This is a genomic window from Nocardioides sp. Root122 (assembly GCF_001425025.1).
Lineage (GTDB): Bacteria > Actinomycetota > Actinomycetes > Propionibacteriales > Nocardioidaceae > Nocardioides.
Genome location: NZ_LMDE01000001.1, coordinates 383,585 through 401,359 on the forward strand (window position 1 = coordinate 383,585; position 17,775 = coordinate 401,359).

Annotated in this window: 20 protein-coding genes; 6 read left to right on the forward strand and 14 right to left on the reverse strand. The window is 71.7% G+C overall.

The window, feature by feature from the left end:
- Nucleotides 1-51: 51 nt before the first annotated feature.
- Entirely contained in the window at nt 52-867 is an 816-nt protein-coding gene (locus ASC64_RS01765) for an ABC transporter permease (protein WP_056905795.1), read from the reverse strand.
- Nucleotides 864-1,760, reverse strand: coding sequence for an ABC transporter ATP-binding protein (locus tag ASC64_RS01770; protein WP_056905796.1), 897 nt, complete (start codon nt 1,758-1,760; stop codon nt 864-866). Before ASC64_RS01770 ends, ASC64_RS01765 begins: the two co-directional genes overlap by 4 nt.
- Nucleotides 1,761-1,929: 169 nt before the next feature.
- Here ASC64_RS01770 and ASC64_RS01775 point away from each other — a divergent pair, with 169 nt between their 5' ends.
- Both ASC64_RS01775 and ASC64_RS01780 read left to right on the forward strand, forming a co-directional pair.
- Entirely contained in the window at nt 1,930-3,003 is a 1,074-nt protein-coding gene (locus ASC64_RS01775) for a hypothetical protein (protein WP_056905797.1), read from the forward strand.
- Between the two features lie 70 nt (nt 3,004-3,073).
- Nucleotides 3,074-3,961, forward strand: coding sequence for a hypothetical protein (locus tag ASC64_RS01780; RefSeq protein ID WP_156384955.1), 888 nt, complete (start codon nt 3,074-3,076; stop codon nt 3,959-3,961).
- A 17-nt stretch (nt 3,962-3,978) separates the two neighbouring features.
- Here the strand turns inward: ASC64_RS01780 and ASC64_RS01785 are convergent, their stop codons facing one another.
- Nucleotides 3,979-5,154, reverse strand: a complete 1,176-nt coding sequence (locus ASC64_RS01785; protein WP_056905799.1) for a pyridoxal phosphate-dependent aminotransferase — start codon at nt 5,152-5,154, stop codon at nt 3,979-3,981.
- Between the two features lie 57 nt (nt 5,155-5,211).
- Between ASC64_RS01785 and pyrE the strand changes: the two genes are divergently transcribed.
- Nucleotides 5,212-5,739, forward strand: coding sequence for an orotate phosphoribosyltransferase (gene pyrE / locus ASC64_RS01790; protein ID WP_056905800.1), 528 nt, complete (start codon nt 5,212-5,214; stop codon nt 5,737-5,739).
- 22 nt (nt 5,740-5,761) lie between these two features.
- On the opposite strand, the gene ASC64_RS01795 is transcribed toward pyrE, so the two are convergent.
- Nucleotides 5,762-6,508 carry a DedA family protein gene (locus ASC64_RS01795; protein WP_235563479.1) on the reverse strand — a complete coding sequence of 249 codons (747 nt, stop codon included), beginning with the start codon at nt 6,506-6,508 and terminating at the stop codon, nt 5,762-5,764.
- Nucleotides 6,509-6,545: 37 nt separating this feature from the next.
- On the opposite strand from ASC64_RS01795, the gene ASC64_RS01800 reads away from it, so the two are divergent.
- Complete coding sequence (locus ASC64_RS01800; RefSeq protein WP_056905801.1) at nt 6,546-7,238, forward strand: TrmH family RNA methyltransferase; 693 nt, start codon at nt 6,546-6,548, stop codon at nt 7,236-7,238.
- On the opposite strand, the gene ASC64_RS01805 is transcribed toward ASC64_RS01800, so the two are convergent.
- From ASC64_RS01805 to ASC64_RS01825, 5 genes are all read right to left on the reverse strand, one after another.
- Nucleotides 7,239-7,973, reverse strand: a complete 735-nt coding sequence (locus ASC64_RS01805) for a septum formation family protein (RefSeq protein ID WP_056905802.1) — start codon at nt 7,971-7,973, stop codon at nt 7,239-7,241.
- A gap of 91 nt (nt 7,974-8,064) precedes the next feature.
- Nucleotides 8,065-8,571: a SigE family RNA polymerase sigma factor gene (locus tag ASC64_RS01810; RefSeq protein ID WP_056905803.1), complete on the reverse strand. Its 507-nt coding sequence runs from the start codon at nt 8,569-8,571 to the stop codon at nt 8,065-8,067.
- Nucleotides 8,568-9,365, reverse strand: a complete 798-nt coding sequence (locus tag ASC64_RS22610; protein WP_056905804.1) for a hypothetical protein — start codon at nt 9,363-9,365, stop codon at nt 8,568-8,570. The genes ASC64_RS01810 and ASC64_RS22610 overlap by 4 nt, the downstream gene beginning before the upstream one ends.
- 62 nt (nt 9,366-9,427) lie before the next feature.
- Entirely contained in the window at nt 9,428-9,910 is a 483-nt protein-coding gene (locus ASC64_RS01820) for a SigE family RNA polymerase sigma factor (protein ID WP_056905805.1), read from the reverse strand.
- Nucleotides 9,907-11,019: a hypothetical protein gene (locus tag ASC64_RS01825; RefSeq protein WP_056905806.1), complete on the reverse strand. Its 1,113-nt coding sequence runs from the start codon at nt 11,017-11,019 to the stop codon at nt 9,907-9,909. The genes ASC64_RS01820 and ASC64_RS01825 overlap by 4 nt, the downstream gene beginning before the upstream one ends.
- Nucleotides 11,020-11,178: 159 nt before the next feature.
- Between ASC64_RS01825 and fbaA the strand changes: the two genes are divergently transcribed.
- Nucleotides 11,179-12,213, forward strand: coding sequence for a class II fructose-bisphosphate aldolase (gene fbaA, locus ASC64_RS01830; protein WP_056905807.1), 1,035 nt, complete (start codon nt 11,179-11,181; stop codon nt 12,211-12,213).
- A gap of 62 nt (nt 12,214-12,275) precedes the next feature.
- Here the strand turns inward: fbaA and ASC64_RS01835 are convergent, their stop codons facing one another.
- From ASC64_RS01835 to ASC64_RS01855, 5 genes are all read right to left on the reverse strand, one after another.
- On the reverse strand, nt 12,276-13,793 hold the full coding sequence (locus tag ASC64_RS01835) for a DHA2 family efflux MFS transporter permease subunit (protein WP_082550192.1): 1,518 nt from the start codon (nt 13,791-13,793) through the stop codon (nt 12,276-12,278).
- Nucleotides 13,794-13,918: 125 nt separating this feature from the next.
- On the reverse strand, nt 13,919-15,634 hold the full coding sequence (gene mctP, locus ASC64_RS01840; protein ID WP_082550112.1) for a monocarboxylate uptake permease MctP: 1,716 nt from the start codon (nt 15,632-15,634) through the stop codon (nt 13,919-13,921).
- On the reverse strand, nt 15,631-15,846 hold the full coding sequence (locus tag ASC64_RS01845) for a DUF3311 domain-containing protein (RefSeq protein ID WP_056905808.1): 216 nt from the start codon (nt 15,844-15,846) through the stop codon (nt 15,631-15,633). Before ASC64_RS01845 ends, mctP begins: the two co-directional genes overlap by 4 nt.
- Before the next feature lie 167 nt (nt 15,847-16,013).
- Nucleotides 16,014-16,778, reverse strand: a complete 765-nt coding sequence (locus ASC64_RS01850) for a YoaK family protein (protein ID WP_156384956.1) — start codon at nt 16,776-16,778, stop codon at nt 16,014-16,016.
- Between the two features lie 28 nt (nt 16,779-16,806).
- Nucleotides 16,807-17,232, reverse strand: a complete 426-nt coding sequence (locus ASC64_RS01855; RefSeq protein WP_056905809.1) for a DUF3151 domain-containing protein — start codon at nt 17,230-17,232, stop codon at nt 16,807-16,809.
- Between the two features lie 37 nt (nt 17,233-17,269).
- On the opposite strand from ASC64_RS01855, the gene ASC64_RS01860 reads away from it, so the two are divergent.
- Entirely contained in the window at nt 17,270-17,734 is a 465-nt protein-coding gene (locus ASC64_RS01860) for an acyl-CoA thioesterase (protein ID WP_056905810.1), read from the forward strand.
- The last annotated feature ends 41 nt before the right edge of the window (nt 17,735-17,775 follow it).

Consider the following 17,775-nt stretch of genomic DNA (forward strand, 5'->3'; position numbering starts at 1 on the left):
CACCGGTCCCCCGACCGGTAGCCGCCGACTCGCCTGAGGTGAGCAGGGGGACTACTTCACCTCGGCACGCAGGACCGCGCGCAGGCCGATGGCCAGCGGGATCCAGAGCCACACGAGGGTGGTGACACCGAGCTGGGACCACTGCTCGCCGGTCATCGACCCGTTGTAGAGGGCGGACGAGGCGTAGTTGATGTCCAGCCAGGGTCCGTTGTCGCGCCACCACTCCTGGGTCGAGGCGAACGCGCTGCTGATGGTGGGCAGCAGGGCGGTGTAGACGAAGTACGCCACGACGGCGCCGGCGGAGTTGCGGATCAGCACCGCCAGCATGAAGCCGATCGCCATGCCGATGACGTTGGCCAGGACGATGTAGCCGAACTCGGTCAGCGAGACGTTCCAGGTGGTGTCGACACCGGCGATCGCGGTGCCCACGAGGTTGCCGAGGGCGCCGATCACTGCCGCGAGCACCATCGACACGATGGCGACGCCGAGGATCGCCACGGCCTTGGCGAAGATGACCCGGCCACGGTGCGGCACCAGGGTGAAGGTCGTCAGGCCGCTGCGCTGGCTCCACTCGCCGGTCAGGGCGAGGATCGCGACCACGGGGAGCAGGATGGACATCGGGGCGCCGATGGCCGTCGCGAACGTCTCGTAGGTCAGCTCGTCGCGAGGAGCGAAGACGATCACCGCTGCGGTGGCGAGCAGCGCGGCGATGCCGATGCCCGCCACGAGCCAGAAGCCGGCCCGGGTGTCGAACATCTTGCGGAGCTCGACGCCCACCAGGCGGGTCGTCGGGATCGGGGCGACCGACCGCGGGCGGCGGGCGGGGGCGTCGGTGGAGGCCGGCGGGGCCAGGGTCGTGGTGGTCATGCTGCTGCTCCTTCACGGGCGGTCTCGGCGGTGAGCTCGAGGAACATCTCCTCCAGGCCGGCGCCGTCGGCGGCGCGCAGCTCGCGCAGGACGACGCCGGCACGGTGTGCGGCCTCTCCCACGAGCTCGGGGTCGGCGTCGACGCGCAGGCCGCCGTCGATCGGGGTGGTGACGACGGACGCCTCGTGCAGGGCACGGGCCAGGCGGTCGGCGTCGGAGGTGCGGACGAGTGTGCCGGCGGCGGCCAGCAGCTCGGACTTGCTGCCCTGGGCCACGATCCGGCCCTGGCCGATCACAACGAGGTCGTCGGCGATGACCTCGATCTCGTGCAGGAGGTGGGAGGACAGCAGCACGGTGCCGCCGTCGTTCGCGAAGCCGCGGAGCAGGTCACGCATCCAGCGGATGCCGGCCGGGTCCAGCCCGTTGGCGGGCTCGTCGAGGATGAGCACCTCGGGGTCGCCGATGAGCGCGGTCGCGATGCCGAGGCGCTGGCGCATGCCGAGGCTGTAGTTGCGCACGCGCCGTCCGGCCTCGTCCTCGGTGAGGCCGACGCGGGCGAGGGTCTCGGCGACGCGGCTCTTCGGCAGGCCCATGGTCTGCGCTGCCACGGCGAGGATCTCGCGGCCGGTGCGGCCGGCGTGCTGGGCGGACGCGTCCAGCAGGACGCCGACCTCCAGGCCCGGGTTCGCCAGGTCGCGGTAGTCGCGACCGCTGATCGTGACGCGGCCGGAGGACGGGCGGGTGAGGCCGACCATGACGCGCATGGTGGTGGACTTGCCGGCGCCGTTGGGGCCGAGGAATCCGGTGACGCGCCCGGTGGCGGCCGTGAAGGACACGTGGTCGACGGCCGTGAAGGTGCCGTACTGCTTGGTGAGGGACTCGACGCTGATCATGGGTCACACCCTCGCCCCGAGCCGCACCCGCGCACATCGGGGACAGTGCGGAGACGGGCCCTGAGAGCGACCCTGAGAAACCCCCCAGCGCGTCCCCGGTCGGGTGGGGCCCGGCGCCGCACCTCACCCGTGTCGGGACGGGTTGGGGTGGGCTTGGGACAATGGCCCGGTGAGCAAGCCCACCGAGCAACGTCCGCCCCAGGTCAGCCTGGCGTCGGGCATCGTCATGTTCGCCTCGGTGCTGGTGCTGATCACCGCCTGGGAGCAGGTCGCCTCGCTCGGCTCGCTCGAGACCCAGGAGGCGATCGACACCTTCCTCACCGAGCCGCCGTTCTCCTCGCTCGGCCTCGACCTGGCCGCCACCCGCGACCTGCTGCGCATCACCTCGCTGGTGGCCGCCGGTGCCGCGTGCGCGACCGCCATCCTCGGCTGGTACGTCCGCAAGCCTGACCGCTCCGCCCGCCTCGGCCTCACGATCTTCGCGGTCCCGGCCTTCGTCGCCGGTGTCCCGTCCGGGGGCCTGGCGGGCGCCTTCGTCGCGGCCGGCGCCGCGATGCTCTGGATGATGCCCGCGCGGGAGTGGTTCGCCACCGGGAGGTGGACCCCGCCGACGCCCGTGTCGAAGCCGGACCCCGTCTCCCGTACGACGACCGGAGCGGCCGGACCACACCCGACGGCCCAGCCGGGTCCCGTGCAGCCGCCTCCCGCCGCGCGCCCCTTCGGCATGCCGGGCCAGCCCCAGCCCGTACGACCGGTGCCCGCTCCGCAGGGCCCGCCCCCCTCCTGGCAGCAGCGCCAGCTCCTGCACACCCGACCCGGCGCGATGGTGACCGCCTTCGTGCTCACCGTCGTGATGGCGGGCGGGCTGCTGGCCCTGTCGCTGCTGTGGATCGCCCTCGCCGGGATCTCCCCCGAGTTCCTGATGAGCGTTCTCGAGCAGCAGCAGCCCCAGCTCGTCGAGGACAGCATGACGCTCCAGCAGGTCCAGGGCACCGTCTACACCTACGCCGGCGCGTTCGCCGTGTGGTGCGTGGCCGCGCTCGTCTTCGCCGGCTTCGCCATGGCGCGGCGCGACTGGGCACGGCGAGCCCTGATGCTGACCGCCGCGTTCAGCGCCGGCGGCTGCCTGGTCTTCGTGCTCGACACGGTGCTGGTCATCATCCCAGCGGCCGCCGCTGTCGCCACGGTGATCTGCCTGCGCCGCATCGAGGTGCGGCGCTGGTTCGCGCTCGACCCGCGATGAGGCCCGTCCGACGCTGCGACCATCCCTGCGCCGGCCCGCGCTGCAACCGGTGACATGGTGAGATATGGGCATGAGTGAGCACCCAGGCCCGTCGCAGAACCCCTACGGCCAGCCCGTCCCGTCGGGCCAGGACAACCCCTACGGGCAGTCCTACGGCCAGCAGCCCGCGGGGCAGCAGCCCTACGGCTACGGGCAGCAGCCCTACGGCGGCGTGCCGACGCGCAGTGGCGACAAGCGCCCGGGCACGGTGACCGCCGCCGCGTGGATCACCATCGTCTTCTCCGCGATCACGGCGGTCCTCTTCGCCCTCGGCGGACTCGGCCTCCTCGTCGCGCGCGACGACGTGATCGCCGAGATGGAGCGGGTGCCGGAGTTCCAGGACGCCAACATCGACGCCGAGTCCGCGGTGGGCGTGCTGGTCGTCGTGCTGCTCGGGGTGGTCATCTGGTGCCTGGTGGCGGCGATCCTCGCGGTGTTCGTGCTCCGCCGCTCCAACGTCGCGCGCATCCTGCTCGTCATCTCCGCCGCGGTCGCCGCGGTCTTCGCGCTGATCGGCATCACGAGCGGCATCTCCCTCGTCCCGCTGGTCGCCTGCCTGGCCACGATCGTGATGCTGTTCGTCGGCGGCGCCGGCGACTGGTTCAAGCGGGTCCCCGACCTCGGCGGCTACCCCGGCTACCCCGGCGACCCGGCGGGCTACCAGGCCGGCGCCTACGGCGGCTACGGCTCGACGGGCGCCGACCCCTACCAGCAGCAGGGCCAGCAGCCCGAGCAGCAGACCCCCCAGGGCGGCACGGCCTATCCCGACCCGTACGGCAACCCCTACGGCACGCCGTCCCAGCCCCAGCCGGGCGGCTCGCCCAACCCCTACGGCCAGGTCCCGCCCACGCACCAGGACCCCGACGCCCCCGACGACGGGAACGGCGACCACCCGCCGCGGGACTACCCGGGCCGCTGACGCGGCCCGGCCCCGCCTCAGCGCGCCAGGTCGGCGGCAGCGAGACGGCGTACGCCCTCCTGGATCACGTCGGGCACCTTGCAGAATGCCCAGCGCACCAGCTGACGCCCCGCCTCCGGGTGGTCGTAGAAGCCCTGCGTCGGGATCGCCACCACCCCGGCACGCTCGGGCAGGGCCAGGCAGAACTCGCGACCGTCGGACCAGCCGAGGTGGCTGATGTCGGTCGTGGCGAAGTACGTCCCCTCCGGCACGCGGGGCGTCAGGCCGGCGGCCGCGAGGCCGCCGCAGAGCAGGTCCCGGCGGACCTGCAGGTCGCGCGCCAGCGCGCGCGGCCAGTCGGGCTCGTGGTCGAGGGCGTGCGCGATCGCAGGCTGCAGCGGTGAGCCGGAGGTGAAGGTGAGCCACTGCTTGGCGGCCAGCAGCGCCTGCACGAGCGGTGCGGGACCGGTGGCCCAGCCGACCTTCCAGCCGGTGAACGACCAGCTCTTCCCGGCACTCGACAGGGTCAGCGTGCGCTCCCACATCCCCGGCAGGGTCGCGATCGGGACGTGTCCCTCCGCGGAGAGGGCGTCGTCGAAGACCAGGTGCTCGTAGACCTCGTCGGTCACCACCACCACGTCGTGCGCGATCGCCAGGTCGGCGACGACCTGCAGCTCCTCGCGGGTCAGCACGGTGCCGGTCGGGTTGTGCGGGGTGTTGAGCAGGATCAGCCTGGTGTCGTCGGTGACGGCGGCCCGCAGCTCGTCGAGGTCGGGGCGGAAGCCCGGCGCGCGGAGCTGGACGGGGACGCGGCGCGCGCCGCACATCTCGAGCATCGCGACGTAGGAGTCGTAGTAGGGCTCAAGCACGACGACCTCGTCGCCGGGGTCGACCATGCCGAGCAGGGCGGCCGCGATCCCCTCGGTGCAGCCCGTGGTGACCACCACCTCGGTCGCCGGGTCGGGCGTCAGGCCGTAGTGGCGCTGCTGGTGCCGGGAGATCGCCTCGCGCAGTGCAGGCACGCCGATGCCGGGGGCGTACTGGTTGGCGCCGTGCTCCAGGGCGGCCTCGGCGGCGGCGATCACCGACGCCGGTCCGTCCACGTCGGGGAAGCCCTGGCCGAGGTTGAGCGCGCCGGTGCGCGCGGCGAGGGCCGACATCTCGCTGAAGACGGTCGGCGGGACGTGGGCCAGGCGGGCAGCGGTCCGGGACATGTCTCGACAGACTAGTGCGACGGCCGTGGTCGATCGCGCGTCGCTAGGGTGAGGCCCGTGGTTGACGAGACGCTCGCACGCGACATCGACGCCGCCTGCCGCCTGACCGGGGAGTTCGTCCTCCGGTCCGGCCAGGTCGCCGACACCTACTTCGACAAGTACCTCTTCGAGGCGCAGCCGGCCCTGCTCGACCGGGTGGCCACGCGGATGCTCGACCTGCTGCCGGAGGGCACCGAGCTCCTCGGCGGCCTCGAGCTCGGCGGCATCCCGATCGCCACGATGGTCTCGGCGAAGACCGGGCTGCCCGCGCTCTTCGTGCGCAAGATGGCCAAGGAGTACGGCACGTGCAAGCTCGCCGAGGGCCCGGACGTCGCCGGACGTCGGATCACCATCATCGAGGACGTCATCACCACCGGGGGTGCCGTGCGCGACGCCACCCGAGAGCTCCGGGCGGCCGGCGCCGTGGTCGAGGTCGTGGTCTGCGCGATCGACCGCTCACCGGCCGGCGAGAACCCGCTCGCCGACGTGGACCTCGAGGTGCGCTCGGTGCTGACCCGCGCCGACCTGGACGCCGTCCACCGCTGATCCTCCGCCGCCGGTTGCCCGGTCAGTCGACGTCGTGGCCGGTGATGTCGCGGTCGGGACCGCCGTCGTGCGGCCCGATCTCGGCGCCGGGGGCGCTGGTGCGCTTGTGCCGCCACCACTCGAACGCGATCGGGATGAGGGAGAAGGCGAGGATGACGACGATCAGCTTGTCGATGCTCTCGCCGAGCTGCGGGTAGGCGTCACCGAGGAAGAAGCCGAGCAGGCAGATCGACAGGACCCAGAGCACCGCGCCGACGAAGCTCCACAGGAAGAAGCGGTGCCGGTTCATCCGGGTCACGCCCGCCACCACGGTGATGTAGGTGCGCACGAAGGGCACGAAGCGCCCGATCACCAGCGCCTTGCTGCCGTGGCGGTCGAAGAACGCCGTGGTCTGGTCGAAGTACTTGCGCTTGATGATGCGCCCGTCGCGCTCGTAGAGCGGTGGCCCGATCCGCCGGCCGATCTCGTAGCCCACCACGTTGCCGAGGAACGCCGACCCGGTGAGCGCGGCGATCGCGATCAGCAGCTCGACGATGGGCGGTCCGGGGAACAGGTCCAGCTGGCCGGTCGCGATGAACAGGCCCAGCGCGAAGAGCAGGGTGTCGCCGGGCAGGATCGGGAAGAACAGGCCGCACTCGATGAAGACGATCGCCAGGCTGATCCAGAACAGCTCCGCCCCGAAGCGGTCCAGGAGCCAGTTCGGGTCCATCCAGTCGATGCCCAGCAGGAGCGGTGTCACGAGCCCGGCCGGGTCGAGGAGAGCGGTCACGCGCGCCACCCTAACCAGCGCTCCCTAGCATGCAGGCATGCAGGAGCACGATGCGCGCGACGGTGAGCGGGCGCCGTACGACCCGATGCCGCACGGCCCGCCCGAGGTGGGCGTGGGCCCCTGGCAGGGCGGGTGGCCGGACGGTGACCACTGGGACCCCGACCTGCTGCGCGAGGGCGACCGCCGCAACGTGGTCGACCGCTACCGCTACTGGAGCCTGGAGGCGATCGTCGCCGACCTGGACACCCGGCGGCACGGCTTCCACGTCGCGATCGAGAACTGGCAGCACGACTTCAACATCGGCACGATCGTGCGCACCGCCAACGCGTTCCTCGCCGCCGAGGTGCACATCGTCGGCAACCGCCGCTGGAACCGCCGCGGGGCGATGGTCACCGACCGCTACCAGCACGTGCGCCACCACCCCGACGCCGCGGCGCTGGCGGTCTACCTCCACGACCTCGAGCAGCCGGTGCGGCTGCTCGGCATCGACAACCTGCCCGGCTCGCTCCACCTCGAGACGATGGAGCTGCCCGAGCACGTGTGCTTCCTCTTCGGCCAGGAGGGTCCCGGGCTCTCGGCCGGCGCGCGCGAGGTGTGCGACGGGACGTTCTCCATCGCGCAGTTCGGCTCGACGCGCTCGATCAACGCCAGCGCGGCTGCCGCCATCGCGATGCACAGCTGGGTGCGGACGTACGCCGACCTCAGCGGCGACGACGCCTGGCGCGGGTGACTACTTCTTCGTCTGCGTGTAGCAGACGAGCGCGCGGTCGCCGACCTTCCAGTCGACCTTCGACGGCCAGCTGAACCGATAGGTCCGCGAGGTGGTCGCGCTGCGGCAGCGGTCGGTGCCGAGGCGCTTCCAGGCCTTCTCCTTCGGGTAGCGCTTGGCCTTGATCTTGATGGCCGCGGTGGCGCGGTAGGTGTGCTTCTCGGAGCAGGCCGTCACGGCGAAGTCCTGACCGGTGAGGCACCGGGAGACCGTCGACTTGTACGGGAACTTCCCGACGTCGAGCCGGCCGGGCAGCGGCAGGAGCTCCGTGCCGCCGAGGAGGACCAGGTCGCAGCGCAGCCATCGGGCGCCGGCGGCCTGCTGCTCCGCGGTCGGGACGAAGTAGCCGATGGCGTACGCCGTGAGCCGCACCCCGAGCTTGCTGGCACCGGCCGCCTCGCGCTGGGCGTCGTAGCAGGTCCGCACGGCGAGCTCGGTGAAGTCGGCGCTGTCGTAGGCGAGCCCTTCGGGCAGCGTGGCCACGGCCGTGACCAGTGCGGTGTGCGGTCCGCCGCAGTCGACCGCGGCCTCGCCGTAGCTCGGCAGGTCGAGCTCGGCGCGGCTCATGTCGGAGCACTGCCCGACGACCGGTGCCTGGAAGAGCGGGTCGGCCGCGCCCGCAGACGGGGCGATGGAGGTGAGGGCTGTCGCGAGGAAGCCGATGAGGGCGGCACTCGTCCCGAGTCGTCGTGTCATGGCGGTCAACCTAGGTGGCCACGGCTGGGTGTGCCATCAGCCTTCCGTACGACACGGCGAGCACGATCGCATCCGGCGTGGCGCCGGCTGCTCACCGGTGGGGGGCCAGCACCACCTCGAGCGCGGCAAGGCCACGGCTGCTGTGGCTCTTGACCGTCCCCTCGCTGAGCTGCAGCTCGGCCGCGGTCTCGCGGACGGAGAGCCCGAGCCAGTGCCGCAGCACGACCACCTTCCGCTGCTGCTCGGGCAGGGCCTGGAGCGCTGCGACGAGGGCCGATCGGTCCTCCGTCGGGGTGGACGCACGCCCGGGCCGGTCCGGTCCGGACTCGAGCGGGACCGTCCGCACCCGCCTGGACCGCCTGCGGTGGTCGTCGATGTTGACGTGCACGAGGATGCGCCGGATGTAGGCCTCTGGGCTGCCGTCCCGGGTCACGCGCGGCCACGCGACGTACAGCTTGGTCAGCGCGGTCTGGAGCAGGTCGTCGGCGTCGTGCCAGTCGCCGCACAGCGAGTACGCGATGGCGCGGAGGTGTCCCTGACGGGCCAGGACGAAGGCGCTGAACGCCTCGTCCCGGCTCCCGGACCCGCGTCGTCTCACGGCTGCGTGCTCGCGAAGGCGGCGACGAACTCCTCGAGGGTCTGGCCGGCCGGCGCGCTCCCGAACGACCCACCGCAGTTGCCCTCGGTCAGGGCGGCGAAGTACCTCGAGCCCTCGTAGGAGATCTCGACCGCGTGGCTCGGCCAGGTCCCGCACCATCCGGGGACGGGGTCGGGCAGGGCGCGGACGATCGTCGCTCCCGGCACGACGTAGAGGGAGCTGTTCCGGTAGGCCACCAGTGGCAGCGACGCGTAGTCGCCACCCGTCCCCACGGCCATGGGCAGGCCGCCGTCGATCACGTCCTGGCTGCGGACGACGAACTCGTTCAACGCGCCGCTGGCCGGCTCCACGATCTCGCTGGTCACCCCGTTGTCGGCGACCCAGAGGAGCACGAACCGGTGCTCCCCGCCCCGCTGCAGGTCGAGCGCGACCGAGGGCATCCCGCCCGCCACGTCGTCGAAACGGCCCAGGACCTCGACGTCGGGGCGAAGGGTGACCGCTCCATCGCCGTCGATCGCAGCCCAGCTGTCCTGCGAAGGCCAGGCCACCCGTCCCGGGTTCGACGGCGGACTCGGCTGCGGGCTCGGAGCACCGGCCGCGGTGACGACGGTGGCGGGCTCGTTCGGGAGTGCGGACCAGGCGGCGCCTCCGACGGCGACGACCGCGACCAGGCCCGCAGCGGCGCCGACGCGCCGCCTGCGGACGGCTCGACGTCCGGTGGCGAGCCGCTCGGCCACGGGCAGGTGCTCGGGACCGGAGTGCGCGATCTCGTCCAGGTGTTCCTTCAGGTCCATGGTGTCTCCCCGTGTCGTCCGATGGTGTCACCCATGGATACGTCTGCGACGGAGATCGGTTGTCATCGATGCGGAGCCAGCACCACCTCGAGCGCAGCCAGCCCGCGGCTGCTGTGGCTCTTGACCGTCCCCTCGCTGATCCGCAGCTCCGCGGCGGTCTCGCGGACCGAGAGCCCGAGCCAGTGCCGCAGCACGACCACCTTCCGCTGCTGCTCGGGCAGGGCCTGGAGCGCCTCGAACAGCGCCGAACGCTCCTCGAGCGCCGTCCCGGCCTCGGCCGCCGTGTCCGGCAGGGCATCGGTGGGCCGCTCCCGGCGCCACGGCCGCCGTGACTCGTCGATGTTGGCCCGCACCATGATCTGGCGGACGTAGGCCTCCTCCCCGCCCTCGTGGCGGATCCGAGGCCACGCGACGTAGAGCTTGGTCAGCGCGGTCTGCAGGAGGTCGTCGGCGCGGTGCCAGTCCCCGCACAGGGCGTACGCGATGCGGCGCAGGTGGGTCTGCCGGGCCGCGACGAAGTCCGAGAACGCTGCGTCGTGCTTCACCGCATGCCGCCTTCGTCGGCCTTGTCGTCGAGGAACGCGGCGAACTGGTCGAGCGTCTCGACCCCTGGCGCCTTCGATGCCGCGACCGTCGTGAGAGCGTCCTCGCCGGAGAAGCGGACGAGGAGGACGAACCAGCGCCGGTCCTCCCAGGTGACCACGCCGACGGCCGACGCGAGTGCCTCCTCCGTGCCGTACTCCGGGACGTCCGGGTCGGCCTGCTGCTCGAGGACCTCGACGCCCGGGAGTGCGGCCTCGAGCGTCCCGTCGGCACCGAGCTCGACCAGGCGCACGCCCAGGTCGCCCGACTGCAGCGCGACCTGGTCCTCGAGCCACTGGTCGAAGGTGACCCAACCGGAGTCCGACTCCAGCGACCAGGAAGCCGCCGCGCCGCCCTGGGTGAGGAGCATCCAGGTCGTCACCCCGTGCGAGCTCAGCACGAGTCCGAGCGACTCGTCCCCGGGCACGGGATCGGCGACCTGCCGGACCACCGTGACCCCGGGAGCCGGGTCGAGCTCGCCGCCGTGCCAGGTCACCAGCTCGTCGCTGCGGGTGGGGCCGTCGCCCGGTCGGGCGACGATCATCCCGCCGCCCTGCACCTGGTCCTGGACGAACGCGTCGAAGTCGGCGAAGGGCACATCCCCGGGGTGCACCGACTGGGAGGCGCCACTGCCGTCGCCCCACTCCAACGCCACCCACCACCGCTCGCCGCCGAAGCTGACGTCGAGCGCCACGGAGTCCGTGTCCTTGCCGGGGTAGAGGTCCTCGCGACGCTCGTGCACCACGGCGCCGTCCCGGATCTCCACGCCCTTGCCACCGAAGCGGGCGGGTGGCTCGTCCGCGCCCCACGGCAGGGACCCGTCGGAGACCTGCGAGGTCCCGCTCGGGTCCGTCGCCACCGGGGCGTCGGTGCCTCTCGGCGACCCGCCGGGGGCCGTGCCCCAGGCCACGCCCGCGACGACGGCGGCCGCCGCGAGGCCGGCGACGAGGGCGCGGCTGCGGCGACGGCGTACGGCGGTGTGCCCGGCCGCCACGAAGTGCCCGACAGGGACGTCGTGGCCGCTTCCGAACGAGGCGTCGAGCTCTCGTTGCCAGTCGATCTGCGCGGTCATGTCGTGGTCCTTCCCCCGGGGTGAGCCTTCCACCCGGTGACACGGAGCGGCGACCGCGTCGGTTGTCACGTCGTGAGACGTCGCCTCGCCCGGTCGCGGACTCGCCGGTAGCCACTAGGGTTGGCAGCGCCTGCCTGACCGCTTCAGAGGAGATCCCCGATGCCCATCGCCACCCCCGAGGTCTACGCGCAGATGCTGGACGCCGCGAAGTCGAAGTCCTTCGCCTACCCGGCCATCAACGTGTCGTCCTCCCAGACCCTCAACGCCGCGCTGAAGGGCTTCGCGGACGCCGGCTCCGACGGGATCATCCAGGTCTCGACCGGTGGCGCCGAGTACCTCTCCGGCCCCTCGGTCAAGGACATGGTGACCGGCTCGGTCGCCTTCGCGGCCTACGCCGCCGAGGTCGCCAAGAACTACCCCGTCAACATCGCGCTGCACACCGACCACTGCCCCAAGGACAAGCTCGACGGCTTCGTCCGGCCGTTGCTCGACATCTCCGCCGAGCGCGTGGCCCGCGGCGAGGCGCCGCTGTTCCAGTCGCACATGTGGGACGGCTCGGCCGTGCCGCTGGAGGAGAACCTCCAGATCGCCGAGGAGCTGCTCGCCAAGTGCGCCGCGGCCAACGTCATCCTCGAGATCGAGGTGGGCGTCGTCGGTGGCGAGGAGGACGGCGTCGCCAACGAGATCAACGACCAGCTCTACACGACCCCCGAGGACGCCATCGCCACCATCAAGGCGCTCGGTTCGGGTGACCGCGGCCGCTACATGACCGCCCTCACCTTCGGCAACGTGCACGGCGTCTACAAGCCCGGCAACGTCAAGCTCCGCCCGGAGATCCTCAAGTCGGCGCAGGAGGCGGCTGCCTCCGAGCTCGGCCTCGGCTCCGACGCCCGTCCGTTCGACCTGGTCTTCCACGGCGGGTCCGGTTCCACCGCGCAGGAGATCAGCGACGCGGTCGACTTCGGCGTGGTGAAGATGAACGTGGACACGGACACCCAGTACGCCTTCACCCGCCCGGTCGCGGCCCACATGTTCGCCAACTACGAGGGCGTGCTGAAGGTCGACGGTGAGGTCGGCAACAAGAAGATGTACGACCCCCGCGCCTGGGGCAAGGCCGGCGAGGCCGGGATGGCCGCGCGCGTGGTCGAGGCCTGCCAGAACCTGCGATCGGCGGGCACGTCGCTCGCCGGCTGATCATCACCTCGAGCGGTGCGTGAGGGCCTCCTCACGCACCGCTCGCGTGTGTCCGGAGTGCCTCAGTGCGCCGCCGGGGCAGCCGCCCCGGCGGGAGCCTCACCGAAGTGCTGGGGCCGCTCGAAGAGCAGCACCGCGACGACACCGAGCACCAGCACGGCGGGCAGGACGTACATCGCCTGCGACATCGCGGTGCTGAACGCCTCGTGCACCGCCTGGGGCAGCGTGCCGCCGAGGGAGGCCTCGGACGTGCCGCCGCCGGAGAGCCCGTTGGCCGCGAGGCGGCTGTCGATGAGCACGGCGATCGCGGCCGCCCCGACGACCGAGCCGATCTGGCGGTTGGCGTTGTAGATGCCCGCGCCGGCCCCGGCCTGGTGGAGCGGGAGGTTGCGGTTGGCCGTTGTGGTCAGTGGCGCCCACACGAAGGAGCTGCCCACGCCGAGCAGTGCCATCGAGCCGAGGACCTGCCAGAGCGGGGTGTCCGCGCCGAGCGAGGTGGCCAGCAGCACGAGCGAGATCGCCAGTACGGTCAGGCCGGCACTGGCGAGGATCCGCGGGTGGACCCGGTCGGTGAGCCGGCCGGCGATCGGCGCGAGCACGATCGACATGATCGCCATCGGCGCGAGCAGCAGGCCGGCCTGGGTGGGGGAGTCGCCGCGCACGAGCTGGGCCCACAGCATGAGCGGGAACCCCATCGAGGCGAAGACGAAGCCGACGCTGGTGATCGCGATGTTGGCCAGCGAGAAGTTGCGGTCGCGGAAGAGTGACAGCGGCATCAGCGGCTCGCGCGTGTTGCGCGACTGCCACCAGATGAAGGCCGCGCCGATCACCAGGCCCGCCACGATCATCGTGATGATCGTGGCCGACCAGTCGAGCTCGTGGCCTTCCTGGATGCCGAAGACCAGCAGCAGCAGCGCGGCACCGCTCAGCGCGACGCCGAGCCAGTCGAAGGAGTGCTCGTGCACCTCGAGGGACGGCACCAGGCGCCAGGCGAGGTAGAAGCCGACGACGCCCACCGGGATGTTGATGAAGAAGATCCACTCCCAGCCGGCCGCGTCGACGAGCACGCCGCCGAGGATCGGGCCGACGAGGGTCGCGACACCCGCCGTGGCACCCCACAGGCTCATCGCGGAGCCCCGGCTCTCCCGCGGGAAGATGCGGGTGATCACGGCCATCGTCTGCGGCGCGACGGCTGCGGCGCCGAAGCCCTGGAGGACGCGGGCGGCGACGAGCATCCAGATGCTGTCGGAGATCTGGAAGGAGAGCCCGCACCACAACGACGCGACGGTGAAGACCACGAGACCGCCGAGATACATCTTCTTGGGACCGATCCGGTCGCCGAGCCGGCCGGTGATGAGGATCGGCACCGCGTAGGCCAGGAGGTAGGCGCTGGTCACCCAGATGGCGTCGTTGACCGAGGCCCCGTGCGGGGCGTAGGTCTCGAGGATCGCCGGTGTCGCCACCGACACGATCGTCATGTCGACGAGGATCATGAAGAAGCCGACGCACAGCGCGCCCAGTGCGGCCCACGGCCTGATCTCGGTGTCGGTCGTCTGGTCGGAGCCCTTGGTGACGGTCACGGTGCCAGTGAACACCCGGGGAGCGACATCGATTCCCCCCGAGACGCGACGCGGGCGGTGCGGGAGGGGGAGCTCCTTGTCGGAGCTCCCCTCGCGCACCGCCCGGCCGGACGGCGTACGGGCGCCTACCGTGCGGGCGCGTTGCCCGCGATGTCGTCCGGGTCGCCGTAGGGGTCACCGTGGTGCGAGTGCTCCGAGAGGTCCTTCTGCACCCGCGGGTCGTCGGCGTCGGCGAAGTAGTCGAACGGGATCGTCTCGTCGGAGCCGTTCGAGGTCTTCATCGCGTTGAGGATCGCGCTGAGGACCACGGCGACGACGACGTTGAGCACGAACGCCGTCATCGCGATGTAGCCCATCTGCTCGATCCCCGGCATCAGGGCGAGGGAGCCGCCGAAGTGCTTGCCGGTGACCGGGTTGACGACCTGGTAGGCCTCGACGGTGCCGTAGACCATGGCGACGGCCCAGCCGGCGAGCAGGGCCCAGCGGTGGAACCAGCGCGTGAACAGGCTGAACACGACGGCCGGGAAGGTCTGGAGGATCCAGATGCCGCCCAGGAGCTGGAAGTTGATCGCGTTCTGCTTGTCCAGGGTGAGCACGAAGACCAGCGCGAACGCCTTCACCAGCAGCGACATCAGCTTGGAGACCTTGGCCTCCTGCTTCGGGGTGGCGTCGGGCTTGAGCCACTCCTTGTAGATGTTGCGGCTGAAGGTGTTGGCTGCCGCGATCGACATGATCGCCGCCGGCACGAGCGCGCCGATGGCGATGGCCGCGAACGCGACGCCGGCGAACCACGCCGGGAACATGTCCTCGAACAGCTGCGGGATGACGAGCTGGGCGTTGGCCTCGCCGTCGAGGCCGATCGGCTGCGTGCCGGCCGCGATGGCCACCCACCCGAGCAGCGCGAGCAGGCCGAGCACGAAGGAGTACGCCGGCAGGATCGCGGCGTTGCGGCGGATCGTGTTGCGGCTGTTGGACGACAGCGAGGCGGTGACGGAGTGGGGATACATGAACAGCGCCATCGCCGAGCCGAGCGCGAGCGTGGCGTAGGCCCAGCCGGCACCGACGCCCGGGAGGAAGGCGCCCGTCGGCTTGCCGGTGGCCTCGTTGACGGTGGCCATCTTCTCCTGCGCGGACCCGAAGATGTTGTCCCAGCCGCCGACCTGCCCGGGCAGGTAGACCACCGCCACGATGATCACCAGGTAGATGAGGATGTCCTTGACGAAGGCGATCACCGCAGGGGCACGCAGCCCGCTGGAGTAGGTGAAGGCGGCCAGCACCGCGAAGGCGATGAACAGCGGCGCGTCCTTGGCGAGGATGTTGTCGCCGCCGCCGACGCCGGCCACCTCGAGCACCGCCTGGATGCCCACGAGCTGGAGCGCGATGTAGGGCATCGTCGCGACGAAGCCGGTGACCGCCACCGCGAGCGAGAGCCCGCGGCTGTCGTAGCGCCCGCGGACGAAGTCGGCCGTGGTGACGTAGCCGTGCCGGTGGCTCACCGACCACAGCCGGGCCATGAAGATGAAGATGATCGGGTAGAGCACGATCGTGTAGGGCACGGCGAAGAAGCCGGCGACCGCGCCGGTCGCGAACATCGCGGCGGGCACGGCGACGAACGTGTAGGCCGTGTAGAGGTCGCCACCGAGCAGGAACCACGTGATCCAGGTGCCGAACTTGCGGCCGCCCAGGCCCCACTCGTCGAGCGACTCGAGCGACTCGCCGCGCTGGAAGCGCGACGCCATGAAGCCGGCCACCGTGACCAGCAGGAACAGGGCGATCAGCACGGCCAGGGCGACGCCGTTCACGCCCGTGCCGGCGGCCATCACCGTCAGGTGCGTCGTCATCGGTCCTCACCCTCCTGTCGCGTCGTCCGGCCGCGCGCGGAGAGCGTCAGCCGGTAGGCGGTCCAGGTCAGTGCCGAGCAGATGAAGACCCAGAGGAACTGGTACCAGAAGAAGAAGGGGAAGCCGAAGAGCTCAGGGTCGGTCCTGGCATAGCTCGGCACCCACAGGAGGGCCACGATCGGGATCAGGAGCAGGACGCCGGCGATCGCCATCTTGGTCTTGTCGGTCGGGGGTGGGCCCTGTTCGGGCCGCGACGGAGGTGTGTTCCCGGAAATCACCCGCGCGACCTTACTCCCGGCGTGACGGCCGTCACCCACCCCTGGGAGGGGCCGAGCTCGTGACCCGACGAGCGGTCGGTCTGGCGCGACGAGCGGTCAGGTCAGGGCAGCTTCACGCTGCGCCGGTGACGTCGTACGTCGGCGGCCAGCGGCGCCGCGGCCGCGGCCAGGAGCACGAGCGCCAGCGGGACCAGGGTGGCGAACCCGAACTCGAGGTAGCCGAGCGCCCCGAGGATCCCGCCGCCGAAGAAGAGCCCGACCAGGAGCGCCAGCACGCCGAGCTTGCCCAGGTCGGGGACGACCGGCGGCAGGCCGGGGGTGCGCGAGAAGTAGGCCAGCTTGCCGAGCTCGATCCCGATGTCGGTGATCATGCCGGTGACGTGGGTGGTGCGGATCTGGGCGCCGGAGATCTTGGTGATGATGGCGTTCTGCATGCCCATCGTGAAGCAGAGCACGGCGACGAAGACGAGGTCGCGGTGCCGCCACGCGAACTCCTCGGCCAGCAGGCCGAAGAGCAGGACCAGGAGCGCCTCGAGCACGAGCACGTTGGCGTACCTGCCGCGCAGCCCGCGGCGACGGCCCCAGTTGAACAGCAGCGCGCATGCTGCTGCGCCCGCCATGAAGGTCGCGATGCCCAGCAGGCCCGTCAGGACGACCGCGCTGCCGCCGAGGACCAGGTGGTCGGCGACGGAGGCGGTCAGGCCGGTCATGTGCGAGGTGTAGACCGACACCGCCACGAAGCCGACGGAGTTCAGCACCCCGGCGTTGAGGGCGAGCAGCGCGGCGAGCTGCACGTTGTGGGCCGGGGACCGCACCGGCCCGGCCACGGTCAGGAGGTAGCGCCGTACCCGGCCCAGGACCGTCAACGCGTGCTGCTCCCTCAGGCGTCCGGTCTCAGCCGAGCAGCTCGTCGGCCGCCGCGGCGCTGGAGTCGCGGAGGAAGCTCGAGCAGCGCTCCCACTCCTCGGTCTCCCCGATCGCCCGCGCGGCGAGCGCCAGGAGGGCCAGCGAGCGGAGGAAGCCGCGGTTGGGCTCGTGCTCCCACGGCACCGGGCCGTGACCCTTCCAGCCGTTGCGGCGCAGCATGTCGAGCGAGCGGTGGTAGCCGACGCGGGCGTAGGCGTAGACCGTCACGTCGTCCGCTCCGGCGTCCACCGCCTGCTGCGCCAGGGCCGCCCACGCGGCCGGCGACGCGGGGTGACGGCGTACGACGGCAGCCGGGGCGTCACCACCGGCGAGCTCGGCGTCGGCGGGGTCGGCGGGCAGGTGGGTGGGCGGGGGACCGGCCATCAGGTCGCCGCCGAAGGAACCGGAGGTCATGGGCCAACCCTAGGACCGGGTCGTGAAGACTGCGCCCATGGGTGAGACGTTCACGACCGAGATCCAGGCCCGCTACCGCGACATCAACCTCGCCGGCCACGTCGACAACGTCGAGGCGGTGCGGGTGCTCGACGAGGCCCGCTACGAGTTCCTGCGGTTCGCGCGGCTGCCCGGCCTGCCGGAGGAGGCCGCAGGCCTGCTGCACGGGACCGACCCCGGGGTGTCCGAGCTCGTCGCGTCGCAGACGATCGAGTACCACTCCGAGATGCGGTTCGTGCCCTACCAGCCGTTCCTCGCCGCGCTCTGGGTGTCGCGGATCGGGCGCTCCTCGTTCACCGTGTCCGCCGAGCTGCGGGTCGAGTCGGGCGGCCGCCCGGCGGCGGTGTGGGAGTGCGTGAACGTCCTCTGGGACCACCACGCCCAGGCGGCGTGGACGATCAGCGACCCCGTCCGGTCGGACCTCGAGACCTACTTCGGCGACCCGGTCGGCTTCCGGCGCTGACCCGCCGCTGGCGGGGCGACCTCACGTCATGCCGTAGGTCG

Excerpts from the sequence above, each read along its gene's own strand:
- ASC64_RS01765 (WP_056905795.1), bottom strand. The coding sequence starts at position 867 with ATGACCACCACGACCCTGGCCCCGCCGGCCTCCACCGACGCCCCCGCC.
- ASC64_RS01770 (WP_056905796.1), bottom strand. The coding sequence starts at position 1,760 with ATGATCAGCGTCGAGTCCCTCACCAAGCAGTACGGCACCTTCACGGCC.
- ASC64_RS01780 (WP_156384955.1), top strand. The coding sequence starts at position 3,074 with ATGAGTGAGCACCCAGGCCCGTCGCAGAACCCCTACGGCCAGCCCGTC.
- ASC64_RS01785 (WP_056905799.1), bottom strand. The coding sequence starts at position 5,154 with ATGTCCCGGACCGCTGCCCGCCTGGCCCACGTCCCGCCGACCGTCTTC.
- ASC64_RS01800 (WP_056905801.1), top strand. The coding sequence starts at position 6,546 with ATGCAGGAGCACGATGCGCGCGACGGTGAGCGGGCGCCGTACGACCCG.
- ASC64_RS01805 (WP_056905802.1), bottom strand. The coding sequence starts at position 7,973 with ATGACACGACGACTCGGGACGAGTGCCGCCCTCATCGGCTTCCTCGCG.
- ASC64_RS22610 (WP_056905804.1), bottom strand. The coding sequence starts at position 9,365 with ATGGACCTGAAGGAACACCTGGACGAGATCGCGCACTCCGGTCCCGAG.
- ASC64_RS01825 (WP_056905806.1), bottom strand. The coding sequence starts at position 11,019 with ATGACCGCGCAGATCGACTGGCAACGAGAGCTCGACGCCTCGTTCGGA.
- fbaA (WP_056905807.1), top strand. The coding sequence starts at position 11,179 with ATGCCCATCGCCACCCCCGAGGTCTACGCGCAGATGCTGGACGCCGCG.
- mctP (WP_082550112.1), bottom strand. The coding sequence starts at position 15,634 with ATGACGACGCACCTGACGGTGATGGCCGCCGGCACGGGCGTGAACGGC.
- ASC64_RS01845 (WP_056905808.1), bottom strand. The coding sequence starts at position 15,846 with ATGGCGATCGCCGGCGTCCTGCTCCTGATCCCGATCGTGGCCCTCCTG.
- ASC64_RS01855 (WP_056905809.1), bottom strand. The coding sequence starts at position 17,232 with ATGACCTCCGGTTCCTTCGGCGGCGACCTGATGGCCGGTCCCCCGCCC.
- ASC64_RS01860 (WP_056905810.1), top strand. The coding sequence starts at position 17,270 with ATGGGTGAGACGTTCACGACCGAGATCCAGGCCCGCTACCGCGACATC.